Source organism: Pseudoalteromonas sp. 2CM32C, assembly GCF_023161925.1.
GTDB classification, from domain to species: domain Bacteria; phylum Pseudomonadota; class Gammaproteobacteria; order Enterobacterales; family Alteromonadaceae; genus Pseudoalteromonas; species Pseudoalteromonas marina.
On the sequence record NZ_JALNTI010000001.1, the window covers coordinates 158,079 to 182,870 of the forward strand.

Annotated in this window: 26 protein-coding genes; all 26 read right to left on the reverse strand. The window is 40.7% G+C overall.

Annotated elements, in window-relative coordinates; genetic code table 11:
- Positions 1-32: 32 nt before the first annotated feature.
- The 26 genes from MTF67_RS00740 to fliH all read right to left on the reverse strand — a co-directional run bounded on the left by MTF67_RS00740 (position 33) and on the right by fliH (position 24,790).
- The gene (locus tag MTF67_RS00740; protein ID WP_006792764.1) at positions 33-434 is read right to left on the reverse strand and encodes a DUF2802 domain-containing protein; all 402 of its coding nucleotides are present in this window, start codon (positions 432-434) and stop codon (positions 33-35) included.
- Positions 435-451: 17 nt separating this feature from the next.
- On the reverse strand, positions 452-949 hold the full coding sequence (locus MTF67_RS00745; protein ID WP_006792763.1) for a chemotaxis protein CheW: 498 nt from the start codon (positions 947-949) through the stop codon (positions 452-454).
- 24 nt (positions 950-973) lie between these two features.
- The gene (locus MTF67_RS00750; protein ID WP_039036595.1) at positions 974-1,774 is read right to left on the reverse strand and encodes a chemotaxis protein CheW; all 801 of its coding nucleotides are present in this window, start codon (positions 1,772-1,774) and stop codon (positions 974-976) included.
- A 3-nt stretch (positions 1,775-1,777) separates the two neighbouring features.
- The gene (locus tag MTF67_RS00755; RefSeq protein ID WP_006792761.1) at positions 1,778-2,548 is read right to left on the reverse strand and encodes a ParA family protein; all 771 of its coding nucleotides are present in this window, start codon (positions 2,546-2,548) and stop codon (positions 1,778-1,780) included.
- A 12-nt stretch (positions 2,549-2,560) separates the two neighbouring features.
- Positions 2,561-3,520, reverse strand: coding sequence for a flagellar motor protein MotB (locus MTF67_RS00760; protein ID WP_039036594.1), 960 nt, complete (start codon positions 3,518-3,520; stop codon positions 2,561-2,563).
- 2 nt (positions 3,521-3,522) lie between these two features.
- Positions 3,523-4,287: a flagellar motor protein gene (locus MTF67_RS00765; RefSeq protein ID WP_006792759.1), complete on the reverse strand. Its 765-nt coding sequence runs from the start codon at positions 4,285-4,287 to the stop codon at positions 3,523-3,525.
- Complete coding sequence (locus MTF67_RS00770; RefSeq protein ID WP_010555920.1) at positions 4,280-5,434, reverse strand: chemotaxis response regulator protein-glutamate methylesterase; 1,155 nt, start codon at positions 5,432-5,434, stop codon at positions 4,280-4,282. Before MTF67_RS00770 ends, MTF67_RS00765 begins: the two co-directional genes overlap by 8 nt.
- 59 nt (positions 5,435-5,493) lie before the next feature.
- Complete coding sequence (locus MTF67_RS00775) at positions 5,494-7,761, reverse strand: chemotaxis protein CheA (protein ID WP_039036593.1); 2,268 nt, start codon at positions 7,759-7,761, stop codon at positions 5,494-5,496.
- 15 nt (positions 7,762-7,776) lie between these two features.
- Positions 7,777-8,544 carry a protein phosphatase CheZ gene (locus MTF67_RS00780; RefSeq protein WP_006792756.1) on the reverse strand — a complete coding sequence of 256 codons (768 nt, stop codon included), beginning with the start codon at positions 8,542-8,544 and terminating at the stop codon, positions 7,777-7,779.
- Between the two features lie 18 nt (positions 8,545-8,562).
- On the reverse strand, positions 8,563-8,946 hold the full coding sequence (gene cheY / locus MTF67_RS00785) for a chemotaxis response regulator CheY (protein ID WP_008132609.1): 384 nt from the start codon (positions 8,944-8,946) through the stop codon (positions 8,563-8,565).
- 39 nt (positions 8,947-8,985) lie between these two features.
- Positions 8,986-9,696 (reverse strand): RNA polymerase sigma factor FliA, encoded by a 711-nt coding sequence (locus tag MTF67_RS00790; protein WP_008132612.1) that lies wholly within the window; start codon positions 9,694-9,696, stop codon positions 8,986-8,988.
- Positions 9,697-9,722: 26 nt separating this feature from the next.
- Complete coding sequence (locus MTF67_RS00795) at positions 9,723-10,583, reverse strand: MinD/ParA family protein (RefSeq protein WP_006792753.1); 861 nt, start codon at positions 10,581-10,583, stop codon at positions 9,723-9,725.
- Positions 10,576-12,051 (reverse strand): flagellar biosynthesis protein FlhF, encoded by a 1,476-nt coding sequence (gene flhF / locus MTF67_RS00800; protein WP_248518466.1) that lies wholly within the window; start codon positions 12,049-12,051, stop codon positions 10,576-10,578. The genes MTF67_RS00795 and flhF overlap by 8 nt, the downstream gene beginning before the upstream one ends.
- Before the next feature lie 20 nt (positions 12,052-12,071).
- Positions 12,072-14,180: a flagellar biosynthesis protein FlhA gene (flhA, locus tag MTF67_RS00805; protein ID WP_006792751.1), complete on the reverse strand. Its 2,109-nt coding sequence runs from the start codon at positions 14,178-14,180 to the stop codon at positions 12,072-12,074.
- 73 nt (positions 14,181-14,253) lie between these two features.
- Positions 14,254-15,384 carry a flagellar biosynthesis protein FlhB gene (gene flhB / locus MTF67_RS00810; RefSeq protein ID WP_010555918.1) on the reverse strand — a complete coding sequence of 377 codons (1,131 nt, stop codon included), beginning with the start codon at positions 15,382-15,384 and terminating at the stop codon, positions 14,254-14,256.
- A gap of 9 nt (positions 15,385-15,393) precedes the next feature.
- Complete coding sequence (gene fliR / locus MTF67_RS00815) at positions 15,394-16,173, reverse strand: flagellar biosynthetic protein FliR (RefSeq protein WP_006792749.1); 780 nt, start codon at positions 16,171-16,173, stop codon at positions 15,394-15,396.
- A gap of 3 nt (positions 16,174-16,176) precedes the next feature.
- On the reverse strand, positions 16,177-16,446 hold the full coding sequence (locus MTF67_RS00820) for a flagellar biosynthetic protein FliQ (RefSeq protein WP_006792748.1): 270 nt from the start codon (positions 16,444-16,446) through the stop codon (positions 16,177-16,179).
- Between the two features lie 40 nt (positions 16,447-16,486).
- Entirely contained in the window at positions 16,487-17,227 is a 741-nt protein-coding gene (gene fliP, locus MTF67_RS00825) for a flagellar type III secretion system pore protein FliP (RefSeq protein WP_010555917.1), read from the reverse strand.
- 4 nt (positions 17,228-17,231) lie between these two features.
- Positions 17,232-17,615, reverse strand: a complete 384-nt coding sequence (gene fliO, locus MTF67_RS00830; RefSeq protein ID WP_248518467.1) for a flagellar biosynthetic protein FliO — start codon at positions 17,613-17,615, stop codon at positions 17,232-17,234.
- The gene (gene fliN, locus MTF67_RS00835; protein WP_006792745.1) at positions 17,612-18,010 is read right to left on the reverse strand and encodes a flagellar motor switch protein FliN; all 399 of its coding nucleotides are present in this window, start codon (positions 18,008-18,010) and stop codon (positions 17,612-17,614) included. Before fliN ends, fliO begins: the two co-directional genes overlap by 4 nt.
- A 20-nt stretch (positions 18,011-18,030) precedes the next feature.
- Entirely contained in the window at positions 18,031-19,122 is a 1,092-nt protein-coding gene (gene fliM / locus MTF67_RS00840; protein ID WP_010555915.1) for a flagellar motor switch protein FliM, read from the reverse strand.
- Between the two features lie 9 nt (positions 19,123-19,131).
- The gene (gene fliL, locus MTF67_RS00845; protein WP_006792742.1) at positions 19,132-19,659 is read right to left on the reverse strand and encodes a flagellar basal body-associated protein FliL; all 528 of its coding nucleotides are present in this window, start codon (positions 19,657-19,659) and stop codon (positions 19,132-19,134) included.
- A gap of 57 nt (positions 19,660-19,716) precedes the next feature.
- Positions 19,717-22,095, reverse strand: a complete 2,379-nt coding sequence (locus tag MTF67_RS00850) for a flagellar hook-length control protein FliK (protein WP_248518468.1) — start codon at positions 22,093-22,095, stop codon at positions 19,717-19,719.
- Positions 22,096-22,184: 89 nt separating this feature from the next.
- The gene (fliJ, locus tag MTF67_RS00855) at positions 22,185-22,631 is read right to left on the reverse strand and encodes a flagellar export protein FliJ (RefSeq protein WP_248518469.1); all 447 of its coding nucleotides are present in this window, start codon (positions 22,629-22,631) and stop codon (positions 22,185-22,187) included.
- Positions 22,631-23,965: a flagellar protein export ATPase FliI gene (gene fliI / locus MTF67_RS00860; RefSeq protein WP_248518470.1), complete on the reverse strand. Its 1,335-nt coding sequence runs from the start codon at positions 23,963-23,965 to the stop codon at positions 22,631-22,633. The genes fliJ and fliI overlap by 1 nt, the downstream gene beginning before the upstream one ends.
- An 18-nt stretch (positions 23,966-23,983) precedes the next feature.
- Positions 23,984-24,790, reverse strand: a complete 807-nt coding sequence (fliH, locus tag MTF67_RS00865) for a flagellar assembly protein FliH (RefSeq protein WP_248518471.1) — start codon at positions 24,788-24,790, stop codon at positions 23,984-23,986.
- Positions 24,791-24,792: the final 2 nt, after the last annotated feature.

Sequence of the window (24,792 nt, forward strand, 5' to 3'; positions counted from 1 at the left end):
CTAAGTACGATGTTATGTGTGTAAAAAAGGCGCTAAGCGCCTTTTTTTTTGTGCAACGAAAACAATAACTCGGCCTCAGCCCTTGGTAACTCACACTCGCGAATAACTTCGTCTAAATCTGCACCTAACTCAACCATTTTCACAGCACGGGAATAAATCTTAGCATCAGGATCATCGTATTTTTGAGCCGATTGCTGCTGCAGTAAATCTTGGTTTTGTTGCTCAACCTCTAGAACTCGCTTGCCGATACTGAGTAAACCGGTTCTTAATTCAGCGGCCTCGCTTCTTAAAATATGAACTTGTTCTGCACATTCTTTAAGTTTTTGATGTACATCAGCAACATCGCTGGTGTGTTTATTTTTAAATGCAATAATAAGCGTTAACGATATAAGACCTACCGCTAACGCGCTTACAGCAATACTAAGTAACAGCATAGTTTATCTGGTAAAGCTTATAAATCGCTTAACTCATCCCATTCGTCATCACTAAGTAGCTTATTTAAATCAACTAAAATAAGAAGCTCATTATCTCGATTACAGACACCTTGGATAAACTTAGCGCTTTCTTCAGTACCCACATTTGGCGCACTGTCAATTTCAGAGCTACGCAGGTATACAACTTCAGAAACGCTATCAGCTAAAATGCCTATAACTTGTTCTTCAGCTTCAATAATTAATATACGTGAGTTATCAGTTGCATCAGCTGCTGACAAACCGAATCGAGCACGTGTATCAATAACGGTTACTACATTACCACGTAAGTTAATAATGCCTATTACATAAGAAGGCGCACCAGGGACTGGTGCAATCTCGGTGTAACGCAGTATTTCTTGAACTTGCATTACATTAACACCGTAGGTTTCCTCTTCTAGTTTAAAAGTAACCCACTGTAATATTTCATCATTATTATCTGCATTTTTATTTTCTGACAGTAATTTCTCTTGGTTCATGCTGTTACCCCATAATGGTCATTACTACTGACGGCTATCTAAGCCCTCTTCTAATAACGTATTTAAATTGTCTACATCTATTAAAGCACACATTTTTTCTTTAATAACCCCGGCAAGCCATGGGCGCTTACTTTGATCTGTACGCCATTTTACATCTTCTTTTGTCAATGTAATGTTATTTATAAGCTTCTCAGCTAATAATCCCCATTGGCTATCTCCTAAAGTTATTAAATACTGATAATCAAGTGATGCCTCAAGTTTTTCATCGTACTTCTCTGGCATAACCCAGCGTGCTGTATCTACAACATTGAGCTTTTCATCACGATTAAGCATAACGCCTTTAAACCACTTTGGTTTACCAAACAGGTGATTCACTTCACCTAATTGATGTATACCGCCAAGAGCTTTAAGCGGGACTGCTAGCGTAAGTCCTGCAACTTCAAAGAACAATGCCTGAAATTCGCCGTCAAAGTAATCTGACTCACTGTTATTTGAAAGATTTAATTGTTTCTGTTTTGCTATTTTAAGGTCTGTACTCGTTGTCTCTTTTGGCGTTTCAATGACGTTAACTTTCGGTGTTGTAGCTTCTGCTTCTTTAACTTCATGCGTATCATCTAACGATGATGATCCCTGCTCAGCCACTACTTTAACTTTAGTAACTGGCTTCTGACTTTCATGAGTGGCTTCTTCGCTTGGCAAGTCACCCGGTATACTTTCTAAAAGTTTTGCTACGGGCTCTAAGTCACTGGCAAGCTCTTCTTCGCAAAGTAAGGCACCTAAGTACTGAGTCATTACTTTTTCATTAGCAAATAATTGCTTACTCATTCATTAACCTTGTTCAATTAAATAATCTAATAATGCTTTATAAGCAAATACACCACGAGAGCGAGGACAAAATTCTATGGGTACTTTTTGTGCTAAGCTTGCATCTCTTAGTTTTGTGTCTACGGGAATAACACCTGGCCAAACTCTATTACCGTAGGTTTTTTGTAACGTTTTGTAGGCTTCGAGTGATGCCTTCGTTCTTTTATCGTACATTGTAGGTATTATAGTATATTCGTAACTTTTCGCTTGTGAGCTCTGCATTAATTCCATTGTACGCATCATTCTATCTAAGCCTTTAAGCGCTAAAAACTCAGTTTGAACAGGGACTAAAATGCGCTCACTCGCAGCCAATGCATTAACCATTAAAACCCCTAAAACAGGGGGGCAATCTAAAATAGCATAATCGTAATGTTCGCTTATTTTGGCAAGCGTCTTTTTTAAAATTAACCCCATGCCTGTTTTATTGCCCATGCTTCTATCTAATGTAGCAATAGCCATAGTAGCAGGTAATATATCTAAATTTTCGAGAGTGGATGGGCACAATGCTTGAAGTATTTCCTCACTTTGCATACTAGTTCCACGAGCGAAAATATCGTAAACGCTGACTTCTAAATCTTCAGAATCAATACCAAAGTAATACGTTAAAGACGCATGAGGATCGGTATCTATTAGTAATACACGTTTACCCTGCAGTGCTAAAGTACCAGCAAGACTGACCGCAGTCGTTGTTTTACCAACGCCACCTTTTTGGTTGGCTACAGTCCAAATCTTCACATCATATCCTAGTTACTGTTCATTGCGAGTTGTAATACGAATTCCACCATGTGGTAAACGAATAATTTTTATTGTGTCATCGTCTGACGGTAATTCTACTTCTGGCTCAGGCGCTACTGCCTCAACTATTGGCTCTTCTGCTGAATTATTTTTCTCTTCTGGCAACCCATATTTAGATAACGCTATTACTACTTTTCTATTTTCAGCTCGGCCCTCATCTGTGTCGTTAGGTGCAAAGGGTGAATACTGTCCATACCCTTCAATAGCCATTCGGGCCGAATTTATGTCAAGTGCTTCAAGCTCAACAAGTATTGAAGTTGCGCGAGCGACAGAAAGCTCCCAGTTAGAGCGAAATATTTCATTTTTAATTGTTTCATCATCTGTATATCCACGCACACGTATATAGTTATCCACTGGCGCGATAATATCTTTTACAATTTTAACAACTTGTTTTGCTCTAGAATGAGCAACTGCACTACCACTTGAAAATAACATACCTGAACTCAGTTCTATTATGAGCCAATCTTGATGCAATTCTAGATTGGCTTCACCATCACGTATTTCATCAATAAGCGCTGACTGAAGTTTCGTTAATAAGCTATCAAGTGGTTTTCCTAAATATTTTTGCTGTATATTACTTGTCTCACTTTGGCCGTCTAACAACTCTGGGCCTTGCTCTTCCTTGTTGATACTTTCGCCATACAGCAATTCATCTTCAGGAGTAACCCTATCAGTAAGTATTCCAGTACCATCTACCCCCGTACCTTGCTGAGAATAAACACGAGCCGACTTGTCGAATACTTGCTCTAGGGAATCGGATAAAATTTGGAAGTTTTCTTCTTTGTTAATCGCAATCGCATACATTACAACAAAGAAGGCAAACATAATGGTCATATAATCCGCATAAGATACTAACCAGCGCTCTGTATGCTGGTTTTTATGGGCCGAGCGACCAAATCGTCGACGCATCATTTTTATGCGTCCACTAGGCTTGGCCGTTCAACACGATAAGCTTCTAACTTTAGCTCAATGTTCATTGGGCTTTGGCCATCGCTGATTGCAATTATCCCTTCTGCAAGCATTTCGTGGTAAAGCATCTTTTCTTCTACACGTTGCTTGAGCTTATGTGCCATTGGCAAAAATAATAAATTAGCTAACCCCACCCCATAAATCGTTGCAATAAAGGCTGTTGCAACTCCAGCGCCAAGCAATTGCGGATCGGTAATAAAAGACATAGCCTGAATGAGCCCAAGAACAGCTCCTAAAATACCGATGGTAGGGCTATAACCGCCCATTGCTTCGTATACACGTGCAGCTTCAAGCAAACGCTCACGCTCCAGCATTAAATCTATTTCAAGCGTATCACGTAGCCTCTGCTCTGAACCGCCATCAACAAGTAAACTCAGCCCTTTTGCTGCATATACATCTGAGTGAGTTAGGGCCTCATCCTCTAATGCCAAATATCCTTCTTGTCTCGCTTTATGAGACCAACGTTTAACTTGCTCAATTGCATCATCAATATTGTAACTGGGAGTCACAAATACCCAGTGACTCATTCTAAGCATTTTTTTAAAGGTACTAGTAGACGTTTGCAGCATTACAGCGCCTACTGTCCCACCTAGTACTATAATAAGCGCAGGGCCATTAAAAAGTGCTGCAATCACACCACCTTCTAAATGATAGCCAATTGCTATAGCACTTAGTGCAACAATTAAACCAAGTACAGAAAGCTTATCCACAACCGGTTTCACTTTTTATCCGCGTTGCAATATCGTCAAGCGCTAAACTCTCACTTGAAAGCCCCGCATTAGCAACAGCTTGTGGCATACCATAAACAACACAGCTTTTTTCATCTTGTGCCCAAATAGTGGCGCCAGTTTGTTTTAACATTCTTGCGCCATCTCTACCATCAGCCCCCATGCCGGTTAAAATAATAGCTAAAACATCTCCCTGATAAGCTTTTGCAATACTTGCAAATGTAACGTCAACACTGGGTTTATAAGTGATTCGTTCGCTATTGTCTTCAAAAACGCGCAATGTTTTAGAACCACCTCGACCTTCAACCATCATTTGTTGCCCGCCAGGAGCCAAATAGGCAGTTCCAGCATCAAGACGATCACCTTGCTGTGCTTCTTTTACTTTTATTTTGCACAATCCATTTAAACGAGCTGCAAATGCCGGTGTAAAAGCAGCAGGCATATGCTGGATAAGTAAAATGGGATGCGGAAAATTAGCGGGTAATTGCGTAAGCACATTTTGTAAAGCAACAGGACCACCAGTAGATGTACCGATAGCCACAAGCTTGTATTGCTTGCCACTTGCACGAGTTGGTACGTTGTTTTGTGTTTTTGTTAATGTCGATGCGGTTGTTGAACGCTGAAAACTTCTATCTGGTTGCCTGATTGAAGACCCAGTATTACTGGTTTTATCAGGCACAGAGCGTGCCGCTGGTTTCTGGTGTGTTATTGGCTTAAAGGCTCTAGGAATGCGCTTATTACCAATTTCTTTGACTTTAGCTTGAAGGAGCTTTATCGCATCTTCATTATTACGTGCAATATCTTCAAACTTTTTAGGTAAAAAATCCATCGCTCCAGCATCAAGCGCATCAAGTGTTGCTGTTGCGCCAGCACGGGTTAAAGAGGAAAACATTAAGATTGGCGTGGGGTTACTTGCCATTATCTCTTTAACAGCACTGATACCATCAAGCACAGGCATTTCTACATCCATCGTGATCATATCAGGACGAAGCTGAGCCGTTTTTTCTACAGCCTCTCTGCCATTAATGGCAAAACCTATAACTTGTATGTCGCTGTCTTGTTCAAGGATTTCGCTTACTCTACGACGAAAAAAGCTCGAATCATCAACAACTAAAACTTTTACGGCCATTTAGCTCTCTTATTAAATTTATACGTAGGTACACATCTTGTGTGTACCTACTTTATGATTTAGCCAGCGTAGTGTTTTAACATATTTGGAACATCTAAAATTAGTGCAATTCCACCATCTGATGTAATAGTTGCGCCTGCCATACCTGGAGTACCTTGCAAAAGAGCATCAAGAGGTTTAATTACAACTTCTTCTTGACCTATTAAAGAATCAACTACAAAACCAACCTGCTGAGTACCTATTTGAACAATAACAACATGACCTTGCGCTTTGCGCTGAGTGCGATCTGCTCCTTTAACTAACCAATGCTCAAGATAAAATAGCGGTATCGCTTTCTTACGTACAATAATGGTTAATTGACCATCAACAACATTTGTTTTGGTTAAATCTAAATGGAATATTTCGCTTACACCTGCTAATGGTAATGCAAATGTTTGTTCGCCAACTACAACCATCAAGGTTGGTAATATCGCAAGTGTTAACGGTACTTTTATTTCTAAAATTGTACCAACACCTAGCTCTGACTGAATACTCACTGAGCCATTAAGTTGAGTGATTTTAGTTTTTACAACATCCATTCCCACACCACGGCCTGAGATGTCAGAGATCTCTTCTTTGGTAGAAAATCCTGGTGCAAATATTAAGTTGTATGCTTCAGTATCCGATAAACGACTTGCTTGATCGTGATCTATTACCCCTTTACCAATCGCTATCTTTTTGAGCTTTTCTGCGTCCATACCCGCACCATCATCTTTGATGGTAAGCAAAATATGATCTCCCTCTTGAGACGCTGAAAGTGTTACATTACCCGTCCGAGGTTTACCTGCTGCTTCACGATCAGCTGGCATTTCTATTCCGTGGTCAACTGAGTTTCTAACTAAGTGAACAAGCGGGTCTGCAAGTGCCTCAACTAAGTTTTTGTCTAAATCGGTTTCTTCACCGACAAGCTGTAAGCTAATATCTTTATTGAGGCTTCGTGCTAAGTCACGAACAACGCGAGGGAAGCGGCCAAATACCTTTTTAATTGGCTGCATTCGCGTTTGCATTACTGCACCTTGAATATCTGCAGTCACTACATCTAGGTTAGAAATGGCTTTACCCATTGCTTCACTTTCTGAGTTAGTGGCTAAACTTACCAACCTATTACGAACAAGTACTAACTCACCCACCATATTCATTATTTGGTCTAGGCGTTTTGTGTCAACTCGCACTGTTGTTTCTGCTTGCGGAGGAGCTGGCTTTTTCACAGCTGCTGGCGCTGGAGCCGCTTTTGCTACAGGTTTTGCTGCCGGTTTGTCTGCTGGCTTTTGAACAGGTTTTGGGGCTGCTGCTTTAACAGGTTCAGGCTTTTTGACAGGCTCACTTACTTTAGCCACGGGTTTTGCCGCCGGCTTCGGCTCTGGAGCTGCAGGGCTCTCTATTGATTTAGGAGCACCTGAACCATGAAGCTCGTCAAGCAATGCTTCAAATTCATCATCGCTAATTTCATCATCGCTAGAATCACTTGCAGGTGAACTTGTTGAAGGCGTTGCAGAACTTTCTGCAGAATTATTACTTGCTGTTTGCTCTTTTACAGGCTCACTGGCCGCAACAGCACCAAAGCTTCCAACGCCATGAAGTTCATCAAGTAAGTTGTCAAACTCATCATCTGTAATGTCTCCACTGACATCACTACTACTGGACGCGCTTTCAGCTACTGGACTTTGACCTTTTCCATGTAATTCGTCTAGTAAGTTTTCAAATTCATCTTCTGTTATTTCGTCAATCTGAGTTTCATCATCGCTTTGTTCAACTGTTCCACCGCTAAATAGCTCGTCAAATGCAAACGGATCTTCTTCATCAGTTCCTGAGGCTTCCTCGGCAACTGGGGCATCAATAACCTCGGCTTGAGGTTCTTCAGTTGAATCAACTGGTGAGTCACCAGCAAGCTCTTCTTCTGTTGGAGGTAAACCTAGTTTATGAAGGGTTTCAAGAAGTTCAGGATCGGCGGGTTCTGGTTTGTCACGATTTTGAATGGTGGCAAACATCTCGTTAATCGTATCGAGAGCTTGTAAAATTACATCCATCAACTCTGAATTAACCGTTCGTACGCCTTGCCTAAGCAGATCGAACACATTCTCTGCGCCATGACATGCATCAACGAGCTCGGTCATAGCTAAAAATCCAGCACCACCTTTTACAGTGTGGAACCCTCTAAATATGGCATTGAGTAATTCGGTGTCCTCTGGATTGTTTTCCAGCTCAACTAACTGTTCAGATAAAAGCTCTAGGATTTCTCCTGCCTCTACAAGAAAGTCTTGTAAAATATCTTCATCGACTTCAAACATGCAGTTACTCTCCTCTTAGAAGCCCAAACTTGATAAAAGATCATCGACTTCATCTTGATCAGATACAACATCATTACGTGATTCTTTATCAATAATAGGGCCTTCTGGACCTGCTAAAGTTTGTTCGTCTAATGGTTCATTTGTTTTTTGTTGTTCTATTTTTTCGGCTTTACTTTCGCTTTGATCAGCGAAGGCTGTCAAAAGATGAATTAAGCTTTCTTCAACTTCTCTAACAAGCTCAATAACTCGGCGAATAACTTGTCCGGTTAAATCTTGATAGTCTTGTGCCATAAGTACATTAGTCATCAAACTTTGCAGCTCATCAGTTTTATGATGAGAATTGTTCATAAACTTATCAATGCTGTGGCATAACGATTTAAACTCCCCTAACTCAATCTCTCGATTCATTAGGCGATCCCATGTCGGTTTGATATGAGATATTTCGTCTGCCAACTGTTGAGCAATTGGTAGGCTAGCCTCAACAGCATCCATTGTTTTATTCGCGGCATTTTCTGTCATTTCTATAACATAATTGAGCCGTTTTTTTGCATCTGGAATAGCATCGGTAGTTAAGTCAGATAAGCGAGTGTCTAGCTCAAAGCTTTTTAAAGCTTCATGCAATTGACGGGTTAACTTTCCAACCTCAGCAAATATTTCAGATTGCTCCTTAGAAGCGGTATCTAAAATTAACTGATTGGCTTTGTCTTGCTCACCGTTTTCTAGAAAAACAACGAGCTGACGAGCTTGTTCTAAAGTTATTTGAGGCGCAGCAAGTGCTGACATAAGCCTCTCCCCCTATCATTAGCCTAAACGTTCAAATACTTTTTCTAATTTAGTTTTGAGTGTTCCAGCAGTAAATGGCTTAACGATATAACCATTAACACCTGCCTGTGCTGCCGCTATAATTTGTTCTTTTTTAGCTTCAGCCGTTACCATCAATACTGGAATGTGTTTAAGCTTATCATCCGCACGTATTGCTCTTAGTAGGTCTATACCCTGCATTCCTGGCATATTCCAATCGGTAACAACAAAATCAAATACTTGATTTTGTAGCATTGGCAAAGCGGTTGACCCATCGTCTGCTTCTTGAACATTAGTGAAACCTAAGTCACGCAACAGATTTTTAATAATACGTCTCATTGTTGAAAAATCGTCAACAACCAGAATTTTCATGTTTTTATCCAAAACATCCCCCAGTGAGGTCTTAACCTTGTTTACTTACTACTAATTTATCCAGTCATTGATTTTAGCTTTAAGCTTAATCATCGCCTGACCATGTATTTGACTTACACGCGATTCACTTACATCGAGTATATGCCCTATTTCTTTTAAATTCATTTCATCGTTATAGTACAAAGACAGCACCATTGCATCACGTTCTGGTAAAGATTTTATTGCACCTAATAAAGACTCGTTAAACCGCTCATTTTTAACATTATTAAACGGTTTGTCTAGCGCTAAATCTTGGCCCACTGGACTGATGGCATCTTCATCAACACCAAGGTCTTCAATACCGAGTACTTTACTTGCATTTACATCGTTTAAGATATGATGGTACTCATTTAACGAAATTTCAAGTTTTTCAGCAACTTCTATATCTGTCGGCTCACGGTTTAAGCTTTTTTCTAAAAAAGCAATTGTTTCGGCCACCAAACGGCTTTTACGATGCACTGAACGGGGTGCCCAATCGCCACGTCGCATCTCGTCAAGCATTGCCCCACGAATACGAATCCCCGCAAAAGTTTCAAAGCTAGCCCCTTTGGTTGCATCAAAACTTTTAGATGCTTCAATCAGACCTATCATTCCTGATTGTATTAAATCGTCCAGCTGCACGCTGGCTGGTAAACGCGCTATAAGATGACATGCCACTTTTTTGACAAGTGATGCATGTTTTTCAACAATCACATTTAAATTTTGTGCTGATTGATATCCCATAACTTTATTCACCAATGTTGTCATAATTAGCCGTTTACTAGTTTCTCTATGAAAAACTCCAGATGACCTGATGGTTGATTAGGTATTGGCCATTTAACTGCTTTTGTTGCTAAAGCTTGAAACGCAAGTGCCGCCGGCGAATTAGGAAAAAGCTCTACAATAACTTTTTGGCGACGCGTTGCTTTGCGCATATTTTCGTCGTAGGGAACCGTTGCGACCAGGTCCATTGATACATCTAAAAAACGATCGGTCACTTTGGAAAGTTTAGCAAATAACTCTTGCCCTTCACGCATACTACGGACCATATTTGCAACAATTTTAAATTTGTATACACCATGCTCGCGACTCAACACTTTAATGAGCGCGTAAGCATCTGTAATCGATGTGGGCTCGTCGCATACAACAACCATGACGTCTTGTGCCGCGCGAGAAAAACTCAGCACCATGTCTGAAATACCTGCGGCTGTGTCGACAATTAAAATATCAAATTCTGTATTTAATTCACTAAAAGCCCGTATAAGTCCCGCGTGCTCTGAAGGCGACAATTCAACCATACTTTGAGAGCCTGACGTTGCGGGTACAATCTTTATACCTGCGGGGCCTTCAACTAAAATTTCATCAAGTTCACATTCACCAGATAAAACATGTGATAAGTTACGTTCAACACGTAGTCCTAGCATAACGTCACAGTTTGCTAAGCCTAAATCGGCATCAAGAACCAACACTCTGTTACCTTGCTGGCCTAATGCAATTGCAGTATTCAGAGAAACATTTGTTTTTCCTACTCCACCTTTACCGCCAGTGACAGCGATAACTTTTACGCCGTTGTTATTGTTTTGACTCATTTTGCGCAGGCCACTTGCTTGATCTAATACTGTGTTAATCATACATCCCTACTGTGCTTGGCGCCACTGCTTGGTGCCTTGAATGTTGTGCTTTTGCTCTTTTTAAATAGAGTTGCTCAGCCTTTTTAACTAGTTTTTCAGCATTTGCAACTCGAATATCTTCTGGTACTCGTTGACCGTTAGTAAGATACCCTATTGGAAGGCGATTTTGAATCGCTATACTAATAATCTCACCTAAACTTAAAGATTCGTCTAATTTGGTGAATATACAACCACTTAACTGCACTTTTTTAAAGTGCCTAACGGTTTCTTGCAACACATGTATTTGCGATGTTGCGCTGAGCACTAAATAACTACGAATATCAACACGCTGATTACGCATTAGCGTATTAAGTTGCTCAGTTAAGCGCAAGTCGCGCTGGCTCATACCCGCAGTATCAATTAATACTAGTCGTTTATTTCGTAAATGATATAAAACTTCAGCTAATTCATTAGCATCTTTAACTTGCTTAACACCACAACCTATAATTCGGCCATAAGTGGCGAGTTGCTCATAAGCACCAATTCTGTATGTGTCTGTTGTGATTAAAGCGACTTTGTCTGCACCGTATTTTTGTGCGCCAAGTGCAGCTAATTTAGCAACGGTTGTTGTTTTGCCAACACCCGTTGGGCCGACTAAGGCGTATACACCGCCTTGACGTAAAATCTCGTTGTTGGTTGTCTGCATCTGATCTTCAACCATTGTTAAAAGTGCTTTCCAACCTTGCTGGCGAGATACATCGTCAGGAACAAAGCACGCCATTTGCTCAGCAACATCTTTATCTATTCCCATACCGACTAAACGATCAATCATGCATGCACGAGTAGGATCGCGTCTTGCCATGTCTTGTTGCATAAGCCCTGACACTTGATGTTCTAACAATTGACGAATGGCATTCATTTCGTCACGCATTGACGAAATTTGCTCACTTTCAGTATGCTTAGTTTCTTGGCGAGGTGTCACTGGACTGTCAAGATCATCAAAACCACTTTCTAAATCATCAAATCCAAGGCTGTCTGCTTGTGTTTGCGGACGCGCTGAAGCTTGACGTTCATTAGTGAACATAGGACGAGGACGCTGCTCTTGAACTGGCTCTTGGTAGTTGTCTGTAGTATCAATACCTGATTGAGAAAACATAGAAGCCAATTCTGCAGAACGAGGGCGTGGGGCTTGACGCTCTAATAATGCCTGAAGACTATCGGCTACTTTCGCTTGTGGCTCTGGTTTAGCGCGAAGAGGCTCTGATTTTACAAAATTATGCACTGGCTGTGTTTTTGTTGAGCTTTGTGCTGGAGTGCTAAGTGCCTGCTCTTTTTTAGGGGCTGCTTTGTCATAATCTACTGCTGCTACAATTTCTACACCGTTAGCTAGTTTTTTATTTGACATAATAACCGCATCAACACCTAATTCGTCTTTAACTTCTTTAAGTACTGTGCGCATATCTTTAGCAAAAAAACGTTTTATTTTCATGATTCAACCCCTTTAAAATCTTATTGTTGGCCAACAGAGCTGACTATCTTGATCTGTCTTTCATCTGGTACCTCTTGATAAGACATCACCCTTAAACCCGGGATGGTGTACTTAACAAAACGAGATAACACAGTGCGTAACATTCCCGACGTTAGCAATATTGAAGGTTCACCGGACATTTCTTGATTTTGATGCGCTTCATTTAGTGACACTTGAAGTCGCTCTGCAAGTCCTGGTTCTATACCGGCACCTTCGTCGCCTGCATTTTGCAGTGACTGATGCAACATCTGTTCCAACTCAGGCGCCAAGGTTATGACAGGGATTTCTGAAGACATGCCTACAGCGTCTTGAACGATTAATCGACGTAATGAAATACGTACTGCAGCCGTTAGCACATCAGGGTCTTGACTACGTGGCCCATACTCAACAAGGGTTTGTACAATTGAGCGCATATCACGAATTGCAACGCCTTCATTAAGTAGATTTTGTAGTACTTTTACAATCACAGTTAACGGTAATACGTCAGGGACTAAACCTTCAACTAAGCGAGGGTGGCTTTTACCTAACATATCTAATAAGTTCTGTACTTCCTCGTGACCTAAAAGCAGTGCTGCGCTGTTAGTAAGCAACTGGCTAATGTGTGTAGCCACAACTGTAGCTGAATCTACCACGGTATAGCCTAGCGATTGCGCTTCGTCTTTTTGATCTGGTTTTATCCATACCGCATCAAGCCCAAAAGCAGGGTCTTTAGTTTCGACCCCTTTAATTGGCCCAAATACTTGACCTGGATTTATTGCCAACTCATCACCATGCTTGAGTTCACCTTCACCGGTAGATACCCCCATAAGCGTAATTCTGTATGCATTAGGATCAAGCTCTAAGTTATCGCGAATATGTACGGGTGGAACTAAAAAACCCAGCTCTTGAGAAAGCTTTTTACGTACTCCCTTAATACGATTTAGTAGCTCTCCGCCTTGAGACTGGTCAACCAAAGGAATTAATCTATAACCCACTTCTAAGCCAATTACATCTACTTGCTGAACGTCGTCCCAGCCTAGTTCTTTTTGCTCTTGCTTGTTGGCAACACCCGTACCAGCAGTTCCATTTGCAGCAGCCTCGGCTTCTGCTGCAGCCACTTTTAATTTACTTTGTTGAGTGTAATAAGCTAAATAACCTAATAATGCACCTAGGCTTAAAAATGCTAAATGAGGCATGCCAGGCACTAAGCCCATGGTAATTAATATGCCAGATGCTATAAATAAAGATTTTTCGTTGCCAAGTTGTTTCTTAAACTGGTCGCCCATATTGAGAGACTCGTTTTGGCGTGTTACTACAATTGCGGTACCAATTGATAGTAGTAATGAGGGGAGCTGAGCCACTAAGCCATCACCAATCGTAAGGAGTGTGTAAACTTCCATAGCTTGGCCAAAGCTTAAGTCATGCTGGATCATGCCAACAAATAGACCACCAACAATGTTAATAATTAAAATGACGATACCCGCAATAGCATCACCTTTTACAAACTTACTTGCACCATCCATTGAACCATAAAAATCGGCCTCGCGGGTTACTTCTTCTCGGCGATCGCGCGCTTGCTCGGCACTAATAAACCCTGCGTTTAAATCAGCATCAATTGCCATTTGCTTACCAGGCATTGCATCAAGTGTAAAACGTGCAGATACCTCAGAAATACGCCCGGCACCTTTTGTGATTACTACAAAGTTAATAATAATCAAAATTAAAAACACCACTAAACCAACAGCATAATTACCGCCAATCACAACAGAGCCAAAGGCTTCTATTACCTTCCCCGCAGCATCTCCACCATTATGTCCCTCTAAAAGTACAACACGTGTACTGGCTACGTTGAGTGCTAAACGCATAATTGTGGCGATAAGCAACACGGCCGGAAACATACCAAACTCAACGGGTTTCATGGTGTAAACGGTGACGAGTAGAACCACCAACGCTAACGCAATATTGAATGAAAAAAGGATATCAAGTAAAAATGGCGGTAACGGTAAAATGACCATTCCCAAAGCTGCAAGCACAAGCAAAGGCGTACCTACGCCCTTTGCATATTCTTTTTTATCTGCATTAAGTTGTTGTAATACCGCTTTAAAACTCATAATTCTACAATTTCAAAAAATTGACACTACGTAGAATTAGCAATAACTATTCCAAGTTAATAAAGGGGTAATATTAATACCTGTAGGCATCAGGAATGGGGAGCTTTTTATTAAGCTTAGTCGGGCGTTTTCCGCGACCTTTATTGAAGCGTTTTAGCTGAAAAACATAAGCTAGCACCTGTGCAACGGCAGTAAACAGTTGATCAGGAATTTGTTCTCCCACTTCTGCGGTATGATAAAGCGCTCGAGTAAGCATTGGCGACTCAACAATGGGTACGTCATTACCGTTTGCCACTTTTCGAATTTGCATAGCCAGTTCATCCACGCCTTTAGCAAGCACTATAGGTGCTCCTGCTCGCTCAGTGTCGTATTTAAGAGCAACAGAATAATGCGTTGGGTTGGTAACAACTACATCGGCATCGGGCACGTCTTGCATCATTCTTTTTTGAGACATTTGTCTCTGAGTTTGCCTAATACGCGCTTTTATTTGAGGGTCACCTTCAGAGTTTTTGTACTCATCTTTTACTTCTTGCAGTGTCATTTTTAACTGCTTATGGTGAGTATGACTTTGATACGGGGCATCGATTGCTGCAATAATTACCAATGTGCACGACAATGCTAAAAACATCCACGAGAGGATTTCGAGCGCATGGATAATATTATTAGGTGCAGACTCAATACTTAAGTGTAATATTTCGTCAAAAAAAGTATTAATCAAAAAAAAGGCAAAACTTGCGACCACTAAAAACTTTAAAATAGCTTTAGTAAGCTCTACCGCAGCTTGAGGGCCAAACATGCGTTTAAAGCCTTTAAATGGAGACATTTTACTTGCTTTAGGAGCGGCTGCTTGCCAACTAAAATTAAAGCCACCTAGTAAAGTATTACCTATAATGCCCGCAAATAAAATAATGAATACAAACATAGCCATAGGAAAAATAAGCGCGTCGGCAACACTGGACCAAACCGCAAACATTTTAGTGGTGTCGTAGGTTTCATTTCGATTAAGGCTGAGCATTCTGCCCATAATATTGTATAACCCCTTACCAATTTCAGGGCCGTACATTAACAATGAAATAGCTGAAAATATAAGAACAAACATAGTGCCTAATTCTTTTGAACGAGCAACCTGCCCTTTCTTTTTAGACTCTTCTATTTTTTTCCCTGTGGGTTCTTCTGTTTTTTCTTGACCTGAATCTTCAGCCATAACACACTCCTAAGGTGAACAACCAACTAAGGTACACATTAGTTCGATCATTTTAAGCCACTGAAATTCAAATTGCAGGATGAAGTTGCCCAGTGTTGCCCAAATAATGACAAGCCCTGCAACAAGGGTGAATGGAAAACCAATAGCAAAAATATTTAACTGAGGCGCCGCACGGGTCATAATACCAAATGAAATATTAATAACTAGCATTGCCGTCAATGGTGCAAGTGAGAGCACTAAAGCTGTTGTAAACATCCAACCGCCCCACGTTACAATATCCCAGTAATGATCTACTGACCACCAATTACCATCAATTGGCAGTACTTCAAAACTATGTACAACCATCTGTATCATCATTAAATGGCCATTGAATACAAAAAATAATAGTGTTGCTAAAATAAGAAAAAACTGACCAACAGCCGGAACGCTGGCCCCATTTGAGGGGTCAATGACAGAGGCAAAACCTAAACCGGTTTGCATAGCAAGTATCTGCCCTGCCAAAACGAAGGTATTGAGTAACAAGGTAGAAGCAAAGCCAATCGCTATTCCAATAAGCATTTGCTGTATGACCACTAAAATCATTTCAAACGAAAACAAGTTAGTAAATGTAGCTGGAGGAAGAACAGGCACAACCAACAGAGTCACGACCACTGATAAACCCAGCTTTATACGTGTTGGCACATTTTTAGCGCCTAATCCCGCCATTATCATAATCATAGAACTAATACGTACCAAAGGTAGTAAAAAGTCGCTTAACCATTGAATGACAACTGAAAACGGGTACTCCACTTGCTAACCTGCAATTTCGGGAATGAGCAACACCAACCGGGTAAAAAAGTCCATAAGTTCTTGTGTAAACCAGTGACCACCAACAATTAATGCACTTATAGTAATTAGCAAACGCGGTAAAAAACTCAACGTTTGTTCATTGATAGACGTAGCCGCTTGAAACACCGCCACCACTAGGCCAATAATTAAACCTGGAACAACAATAGCCGATACTAATTTAATAACTAAAAACAGTGCATCGCTAAGAATATCAACAAAAATTTCTGGTTCCATGCTGTAATCCTATCTTTTAGTACCATTCAAAAAAAACATACTACGTGCCTAAACCAAAGCTTTTGGCGAGGGTTCCCATCACCAAGCTCCAGCCATCAACAAGTACAAACAGCATTATTTTAAAGGGTAAGGAAACAATCATGGGGGAGAGCATCATCATACCCATAGCCATGAGTACAGACGCAACAACTAAGTCGACAATTAAAAAAGGTATAAAAAACATGAATCCTATAATGAACGCGGTTTGCAGTTCGCTTGTTACAAATGCGGGTATAAGTACTATGAGCGGAGTTTCTTCAGGTGACTCTAGCTTGTCGTAGCCTGCTATTTTGGCAAATGTTTCTAAGTCTTTTAAACGAACCTGCGAGAGCATAAATGCTTTCATTGGCTCTTTTGCAAGCTCCAATGCTTGTACCGATGTAACTTGCTCACTCAAATAAGGCTCTATGGCTACGTCATTAACCTTTTGATAAATAGGCGCCATGATAAAAATACTTAAAAATAAAGACATGCCCAACAGTACTTGATTAGAGGGCGTTTGCTGCAAACCAATTGCTTGGCGTAAAATTGCGAGTACAACAATGATACGTGTAAAAGACGTCATCATGATTATGGCTGCCGGTATAAAACTCAGCGCCGTCATAATGGCTAAAACTTGCAATGTCACCGAGTAATCTTGTGTGCCATCTGCGTTTGTTGTGATAGTAAGCGCATCAATACCTTCAGCGCTTACGCTTGGAACAAACACAATGGCAAAAATAATTAGCAGCCACTTAGTCATAGGTTCAGTTCTTTTTATTTTGTTTCGATTTGGGGTTTAAAAGTTTACTAAATTGCTTAGCAAGTTCTGGGATTTCTTTTTCACTCAGTGGTGATTCTAATTTATGAAGGTAATTAATACTGTGCGGCGTGACGCCTAATAAATGCTGCGCATTATCAATTTCTACCACCATTAAGCGTTCGCGTGAGCCTAAGGGAAGACTTCGAACCACTTTAAATTCATCACTGTTTGCCAAATTAGGATTAAGTTTTTTTACAAAAATAGCCAGAACAACAATGAGCACTAGCACCACAATAAGCGAAAGCACAATAGAAATTAAATCGCCCGTAGGCGTAACTGACTCTGTTTTTGTAAATACAGACGCTGTTAGCGCAAAAAAGGCACTCATCGTAACTTTTTGATCCGCTCTACTTGGCTGATAACATCCGTTAGACGAATACCAAACTTGTCATTTACCACGACCACTTCACCGTGAGCAATTAAGGTACCATTAACCAATACATCTAATGGCTCACCAGCAACACGATCAAGCTCAACTACAGAGCCTTGGTTAAGTTGTAGCAAATTACGAATATTAATTTTTGAGCGTCCAACTTCCATCGATATGGTCACTGGGATGTCTAAAATTGTATCGAGCTTGCGCTTTTCTTCGCCTGTTATTTCGCTTTTTTCATCACTTAATTCATCAAGTTCGGCAACTTGCGCTTCGCCAGCATCATCACCACCTTCAGCCTCAGCAAGTGCGGCTGCCCATTCGTCCATTGTGTCTTGATCATCGCTCATACGTTTAACCTTTTAATCAATTACCAGTCTAAGTCTACACCGTCTGAAAGGTGTAAATCTTCTTCTAATTCTGCTAACTCTGCATCTGAGTCAATTTTCTTGCCGCCTTTGGTAAATACATGCAGCTCAGATTTAACTGAATCAGGACGTTTAATTTTTTCGCTAATTTGCAACGCAACATTATCACGAGAGCGGCCCATTTTAGCTCTAAACGTGGGTAGCTCTTCTACAAATACAGTTATATGCTCTGGCATTTCAACAGGAATAATATCACCTGCTTTAAGCTCCATTATTTGTTGAAGTGTTAAGTCAACTTCTAAAAGCTGAGTTGACATGTCAACCTCAACATCCATTATTTCATCTCGTAATGCCTTACTCCAACGCAAGTCGGTATCTTCAGTATCTGACTGAACACCCGCATCCAAAAGTTCCCTTATTGGTTCGAGCATTGAATATGGCAAGGCAATATGAAAATCACCGCCGCCACCATCGAGTTCAATATGAAAAGAGCTAATAACCACAACTTCAGTCGGGCTCACAATATTAGCCATTGCGGGGTTTACCTCTGAATCGAGGTACTCAAACGACACGTCCATTACCGGTGCCCATGCCTCTTTATAATCTTCAAATATTATTTTTAGCAACATTTGCACAATTCGGCGCTCTGTTGGGGTAAATTCACGGCCTTCAATTTTTGCATGGTAACGGCCATCACCGCCAAAAAAGTTATCCACCAAAATGAATACTAACCGTGCTTCCATGGTGATCAGGCCGGTACCCTTTAAAGGTCTGAAACGCACCATATTCAAGCTTGTCGGTACAAATAATGTATGAACATACTCACCAAACTTTATCATTTGAACACCATTAATAGACACTTCCGCTGTGCGGCGCATCATATTAAATAGGCTAATTCGCATATGGCGAGCAAAACGCTCATTAACAATTTCCAGCGTCGGCATGCGACCACGTACGATTCGATCTTGCGAAGAAAAATCGTACTGAAGCGTACTTCCCCCGCCATCTTCACCATCGTTTATATCTTCCTCTTCAACGTCATCAACACCATGCAATAGCGCATCAATTTCGTCTTGGGATAATAAGTCGCTCACGCTAACCCCTTATTGCATTACAAAGCCGGTAAATAATACCCGCTCAATTACTTTGCTGCCTTCAACGTCATTTAAGGCAGTTTGCACTGTCTCTAGCGCAGAAAAACGCAGTGTTTCTTTACCTGCGCTGGTACTAAGCTCGTCAGCAGTTGTGGTTGAAAATACACTGAGTAACTTACCTTCAATTAACGGAATATGCTTTTTAGCTGTTTCTTCGTTTACCTCACCACGTACCAAAAGTTGTACTTTAATTTGTACAATTCTATCTCGGCTCGAGCCCGGAACGTTAAAAACAAAAGGTCTTGGCATCGCAACATAAAGCGCACTGCCTATTTCTGCAGATGACCCAGAAGCTTCTGGCGCTTCCTCTGAAAGGGTCGTTTCTTCATCTAATGTTTCAACAGGCTCATCCGAGCCCGACATTAAAAAGAACCCCGCAGCACCACCTACAACGAGCAGTACTGCTGCAATAATAATTATCAGCTTTTTTTTACTTTTTGGCGCTTCTTCTATTTCTAAACTTGTTTCTTCAGCCATCATGATTCCTTATATCGCAAAGGTATTTGCTTGTTTTAGTTATTATAATAGCAGTAGTTAGGCATAGTAATCTATTGATGATGATGTTTGTTGCTCAGAAGTTTGTTCTGGGCTATTTGATGGCTCATCACTTTCACTATTTGCTGCTCCATTTTTGGCTAATTGCTCACCCGCCCCCGATTCATTTTGATCAGCATTTTCACCACCTGATTGACCATATGAAATAGTGCTTTCACCAAGTTCCAATCCCTGTTGCGCTAACATTTCGCGTAAGCGAGGCATAGATTGTTCGAGTGCTTCTTTGGCCTGCTGGTTTTGTACCACAAAGTTAATTTGTGCTTGTTCTGCATCGCTACGAACTCGTATTTGCATGCTGCCCATCTCAGGTGGATCAAGACGAATTTCAGCCTCTTTGTTATTAATGCTTAGCATTGAACTAACGCGCTCTTGTAGTAACTTGGCCGCGTCACTTTTAACTATATTAATCGCCTGCATCACACCAGGATCAATACTTACCTGCTTTGTCTGTGCTGTACTTTGTAACTGCTGATTTTGAATAGCTTGTTGATCCAACAAGCCCATTTCATAATCAACCGAATCATAATAGCTTTGGGCACTGGTTTGGGTTGTATTTAAAGCATTAGTTATATGGTTAAACACCTGCATAACTTTAGCGGGTGACTGCTCAGCCGTGGTATTTTTTAGCCCCTCTTTTTGCAATTGCTCAAGCGCTTTTGTAAGCTCTTCATCACTAGTAGGCTGTGCTGCTAATTTAGTTGGATCAGCGCTATTTTCAGAGCCTGATTTCACACTCACTTTTTGTGGTCTGTTTACCGTATTTGGTGTTTGTGAAGCTACAAAAGTAACTGGTTTTGTTATCTCTTCACCTTTTACCGGTAAGGTAACCACTTTGTCTATTTGAGATTCATTTGTTTGCGGCAATTTTTGTGAGTCATTTACAGCTTTTTGCGATATCGTAAATTTAGTGTCTGATGATTGATTCGCATCTTTCGCAACCAACACTTTTAGCTCACCAATCGCTTGCTTAATAGCCGCTAACTGTTCACCTTTTGGTTGCTCGGCTTTAATAAAGGCATTTAATTGAGTCAGTAGTGCCTGCTTTTCTGTCCCTGAAAGCGTATTAAACTGCTCACTGGCTGACGACTTAACGTCAGTGCTTTGTGGCTGTTTATTATCCGTTATAAATTGGGTAAGCATTTGCTTTAAAACCGTCAATTTTTCAGCTTTGCTAGGTGCGTCAAGCATCACTGGTTTAATTTCAGTCTGTAATTTTGTTAGCTGTTCAGGCGTTAGGCTTGCTAATACTTTATCTGTTTTAAATGCATTTACATCTTTAGCAATGAGTGCATTTATCGCGTCTGCTTTTTCAGTTTCAGTTATGTTTGAGTTGGGTAACATTAATGCATTTTCATCTTTAGCAATGAGTGTATTTATCGCGTCTGCTTTTTCAGTTTCAGTTATGTTTGAGTTAGGTGAAGTTGCTGTGAGCGTATTTTCTGCTTGTTCCGCAACTGTATTTTTAGCTATGGTATTTTGAGCTAAAGTATTGGCGTTAACTTTACCGCTATTCTCTAATGTGCTTTGAGTAGTAACTATTTTATCAACATCCGTTTTTAAAATAGTCTGATCAGAATTGACACTCACGTCAGAGAGTACTGAACTTTGTGAAGCTGTTATTTTATCCGTAAAAATGCCTTTTTTAGTATCTGCTCCATTATCCTTTGTATCAAAGCCCTGAGTTATACTTTGCGCTTGTGCAGGGTGTTTAACTTTATCCGATTTTATATTTAGTTCTGCTTCAACAGCCTGAGCAAGAGACGTTTTATTTTGTCTTTGTGAATTTGACGAGTCATTAATATCTACATCATTTACTATACTTGCCACACCGCTTTCGTTGTTATCAGTAAGTGTTGCATGTGGTCTTATTATTTTACCTACTTCATCTTTAACAGGTAAATCTTTTGCTGGCACAGCAACATAGCCTTTAACCGGCAGTTTCTCTTTTAAATCAGCAATAACAAGCTGTGTTTTATTTGTTGATGTATCTGCAAGGTTTATATCTTTTGCTTTTTCACTTGGCTTTGTAACCTCAGTGTTCATTAGTTGAGATGAATTGATCTGCTCCAGAATATCGCTTCCAGACAAATTTATTTGGGCTATGTCTTCATCATCAGAATCACTGTTTAATTTTTCATTAGTAACTGATGAGGAATCTGCTGAGGCGGCAGATAAAGTATCTGTTTCAGGCTTATTAATCTCTTTTTTTGTTGGCTCAAATGTAGTGTGGGCGTCTTGCAACTGAGTAAAAAACTCAGTACCTGATTCATCAGCAGAATCGGCTAAGCTACTGTCTTTAAATGCTAAAAAAGACTCTTTATCAGCCGAAATTGAAACAGAAATATCATTCATCGCCATAAGTCACCTAATACGGTTACGGCAACATGTCACCGCACATTGCCCAAAATTAAATACCACCCATTAACAAAGCAATAAACGTGCCTAACTTAAGAAAATTTGCGACGCTGAAAAAATTGATTAGATGTGAACTCATCCAGCATTTTTTGCTCGTTTTTAGCAACCACAGCTGCTGCTTTTATTTTTTGATTTTCAATCAATTTAGCCACCGCTTTAGCCTTTATTTGCTGTTTTAACCACAACGTTTTTCGCTGTGAAACAACTTGCTTTGCCGTATTTACAGTACTTGCTTGTTGCCGAATAGCCTCTTCAATTTTTGCTATAAACGCATGATACTGCCCAAAACCAGCGCTTGATAAACCTGATTGACCTTTTAAATGTAACTGTTGAGAGTATTCAAGCCTAAAGTCATTTAAGCCTTGAAGTTTTTGCTGGTTTGCTTGCAGGTTTTGATTAGCTTGCAAATAACTCATACGTAAACTTTCTTCTTTGTCGCTTTCAAGTTTTAGCAGCAAGTCAAATTTGTTTTTAGCCATTACCCTTGACCTAATAATTGGGCTAGCCCTTGCAGCCCATCGTCATAACTTATTACATCACGCATACCTTGCTGTAAAAACCCGTTTACTCTTGGCATCATATTTATTGCTTGGTCGAGCATGGGATCAGTGCCCTTTTGATAGGCGCCTAATGTGATCATGTCTTTATTTTGTTGGTACATTGAATACACTTGTTTAAGTACTCGCGCTTGTTGCATATGAGGCTCTGAAACCACTTGGGGCATAACGCGTGATATAGATTTTTCGATATCTATTGCTGGATAATGGCCGCTGTCGGCTAACTCACGAGAAAGTACAATATGGCCGTCTAGTATGGCGCGTGCAGCGTCTGCAATTGGGTCTTGCATATCATCGCCTTCACTTAAGACGGTGAAAAAGGCTGTTATAGCACCTTGCCCTTCCCCCCCATTACCAGCTCGTTCAACTAAGGCTGGTAGTTTTGCAAAAACCGATGGTGGGTATCCTTTTGTTGCCGGTGGTTCTCCAACTGCTAAAGCAATTTCACGCTGAGCCATTGCGTAGCGAGTTACTGAATCGAGTAGCAGTAACACATTTAAACCTTGGTCTCTAAAATATTCGGCAATGGTCACTGCACTTTCACAACCTTTTAAACGCATTAATGGCGATGAATCGGCGGGTGCTGCAACAACAACAGAACGTTTACGCCCTTCTTCTCCAAGAATTTCTTCAATAAACTCTTTGACCTCACGACCACGTTCACCAACCAAACCAACTACAATGACATCGGCTTCGCTGCCCCTAGTCATCATTCCTAGCAGTACAGACTTACCTACACCAGAGCCTGCAAATAAGCCCATACGCTGACCTTGCCCTACGGTGATCACTGAATTAATAGCCCGCACCCCAACGTCCATTGGCTGGCTGATCGGACGTCTGGCTAAAGGGTTAATCGTATTTTGAGCAAACTTTAAATAATGTTCTGCGTTAATTTTACCAAGTCCGTCGAGTGGACGGCCTAAGCCGTCAACCACACGCCCTAGTAGGCTCATCCCTACAGGTAATCCCAAATTATTTACTTGGGGTATTACTCGGGCACCTGGCAGTACGCCGGAAATATGATCATTAGGCATTAAGTATAAAGTTTGGTCGTTAAAACCAACAATTTCTGCGTCAACAAAACCATTCATGGTTTCAATTTTACATTGACTACCAACAGGCGCCCGCAGACCTTTTGCCTCTAAGGTAAGGCCAACAACACGCGTTAATATACCCGCTACTGCAGGTGTGTAGGGCTTAATGCTTTGTTGATATTGCGACAAGCGTTCGCTCAAAGAAGCAATTTGCACAGACATAGTACGCCTAAAAAATATTTAGATATTACTATTATGCAAAAAACTATCCAACGTTTCTTTGACGCGTGTTTTTAAAGTCATATCGAGAGAAGATTGCGCGGTTTTCACCTCACATCCACCTCTTTCAAGCGTGGGTTCGGGAACTAATTGCCAGTTATTGTCTGCTATAGTTTGCTCGCCATAGCTATCTTTTATAACCTCTAGATCGGTTGGGTTCAGATGCACTTTGACTTTTTCTTGTTGCGCATTTAACGAATCAATACTGTGTTTTAATGTATGTAAAATAACATCTGGCGATGTTTGTACTTCTTGGTATATAACTGCTTCAGCCAACATGCTAGCTAATTGAATAAGTTGCAACTCGGCTTGTTCATCCACTTTTTTTAGCGGTGAATTAAGTGCTTCTAAAATACCTTTAAGACTAATTAGTTGCTCTTCAATAATCGGTTTTATATCTTCTTGGCCTTGAGTTTTACCGAGCTCTACCCCTTCTTTATAACCAGCTTCTTTTCCCTCACTAACGCCTTTTTCAAAGCCGTCAATGTAGCCTTGTTCATGACCTTGTTTAAGGCCTTCTTCATAAGCATCTTGTCTAATGCGTTCAAGCTCAACTATAGTAAGCTTGGGCAGCTCGGGCTCTTCGGGTTCATCAGCGGGCATTTCTTCGGCAAGCTCTTTTTTATAAAGCTCGCCCAATGGGGTGCCATAGGCTGTTGAGCGGTTACCAAAGCTTTTTTCGTTAGGTGCTACATCGGGAATCGCCCAATGTTTTAATAATTCATCAGCTTCTTCAGCTCGAAGTGGACGCCCTTTGAGTTTGCTCATGG

Bases quoted from the DNA above. Each gene is read 5' to 3' on its own strand.
- MTF67_RS00770 (WP_010555920.1), bottom strand. From the start codon at position 5,434: ATGGCCGTAAAAGTTTTAGTTGTTGATGATTCGAGCTTTTTTCGTCGT.
- fliH (WP_248518471.1), bottom strand. From the start codon at position 24,790: ATGAGCAAACTCAAAGGGCGTCCACTTCGAGCTGAAGAAGCTGATGAA.
- fliP (WP_010555917.1), bottom strand. From the start codon at position 17,227: ATGACTAAGTGGCTGCTAATTATTTTTGCCATTGTGTTTGTTCCAAGC.
- MTF67_RS00790 (WP_008132612.1), bottom strand. From the start codon at position 9,696: ATGGGATATCAATCAGCACAAAATTTAAATGTGATTGTTGAAAAACAT.
- MTF67_RS00740 (WP_006792764.1), bottom strand. From the start codon at position 434: ATGCTGTTACTTAGTATTGCTGTAAGCGCGTTAGCGGTAGGTCTTATA.
- MTF67_RS00850 (WP_248518468.1), bottom strand. From the start codon at position 22,095: ATGGCGATGAATGATATTTCTGTTTCAATTTCGGCTGATAAAGAGTCT.
- fliO (WP_248518467.1), bottom strand. From the start codon at position 17,615: ATGAGTGCCTTTTTTGCGCTAACAGCGTCTGTATTTACAAAAACAGAG.
- fliJ (WP_248518469.1), bottom strand. From the start codon at position 22,631: ATGGCTAAAAACAAATTTGACTTGCTGCTAAAACTTGAAAGCGACAAA.
- MTF67_RS00760 (WP_039036594.1), bottom strand. From the start codon at position 3,520: ATGATGCGTCGACGATTTGGTCGCTCGGCCCATAAAAACCAGCATACA.
- fliI (WP_248518470.1), bottom strand. From the start codon at position 23,965: ATGTCTGTGCAAATTGCTTCTTTGAGCGAACGCTTGTCGCAATATCAA.
- flhA (WP_006792751.1), bottom strand. From the start codon at position 14,180: ATGAGTTTTAAAGCGGTATTACAACAACTTAATGCAGATAAAAAAGAA.
- fliL (WP_006792742.1), bottom strand. From the start codon at position 19,659: ATGGCTGAAGAAACAAGTTTAGAAATAGAAGAAGCGCCAAAAAGTAAA.
- MTF67_RS00750 (WP_039036595.1), bottom strand. From the start codon at position 1,774: ATGAGTAAGCAATTATTTGCTAATGAAAAAGTAATGACTCAGTACTTA.
- MTF67_RS00820 (WP_006792748.1), bottom strand. From the start codon at position 16,446: ATGGAACCAGAAATTTTTGTTGATATTCTTAGCGATGCACTGTTTTTA.
- MTF67_RS00775 (WP_039036593.1), bottom strand. From the start codon at position 7,761: ATGTTTGAAGTCGATGAAGATATTTTACAAGACTTTCTTGTAGAGGCA.
- MTF67_RS00745 (WP_006792763.1), bottom strand. From the start codon at position 949: ATGAACCAAGAGAAATTACTGTCAGAAAATAAAAATGCAGATAATAAT.
- fliN (WP_006792745.1), bottom strand. From the start codon at position 18,010: ATGAGCGATGATCAAGACACAATGGACGAATGGGCAGCCGCACTTGCT.
- MTF67_RS00795 (WP_006792753.1), bottom strand. From the start codon at position 10,583: ATGATTAACACAGTATTAGATCAAGCAAGTGGCCTGCGCAAAATGAGT.
- flhF (WP_248518466.1), bottom strand. From the start codon at position 12,051: ATGAAAATAAAACGTTTTTTTGCTAAAGATATGCGCACAGTACTTAAA.
- MTF67_RS00780 (WP_006792756.1), bottom strand. From the start codon at position 8,544: ATGTCAGCACTTGCTGCGCCTCAAATAACTTTAGAACAAGCTCGTCAG.
- flhB (WP_010555918.1), bottom strand. From the start codon at position 15,384: ATGGCTGAAGATTCAGGTCAAGAAAAAACAGAAGAACCCACAGGGAAA.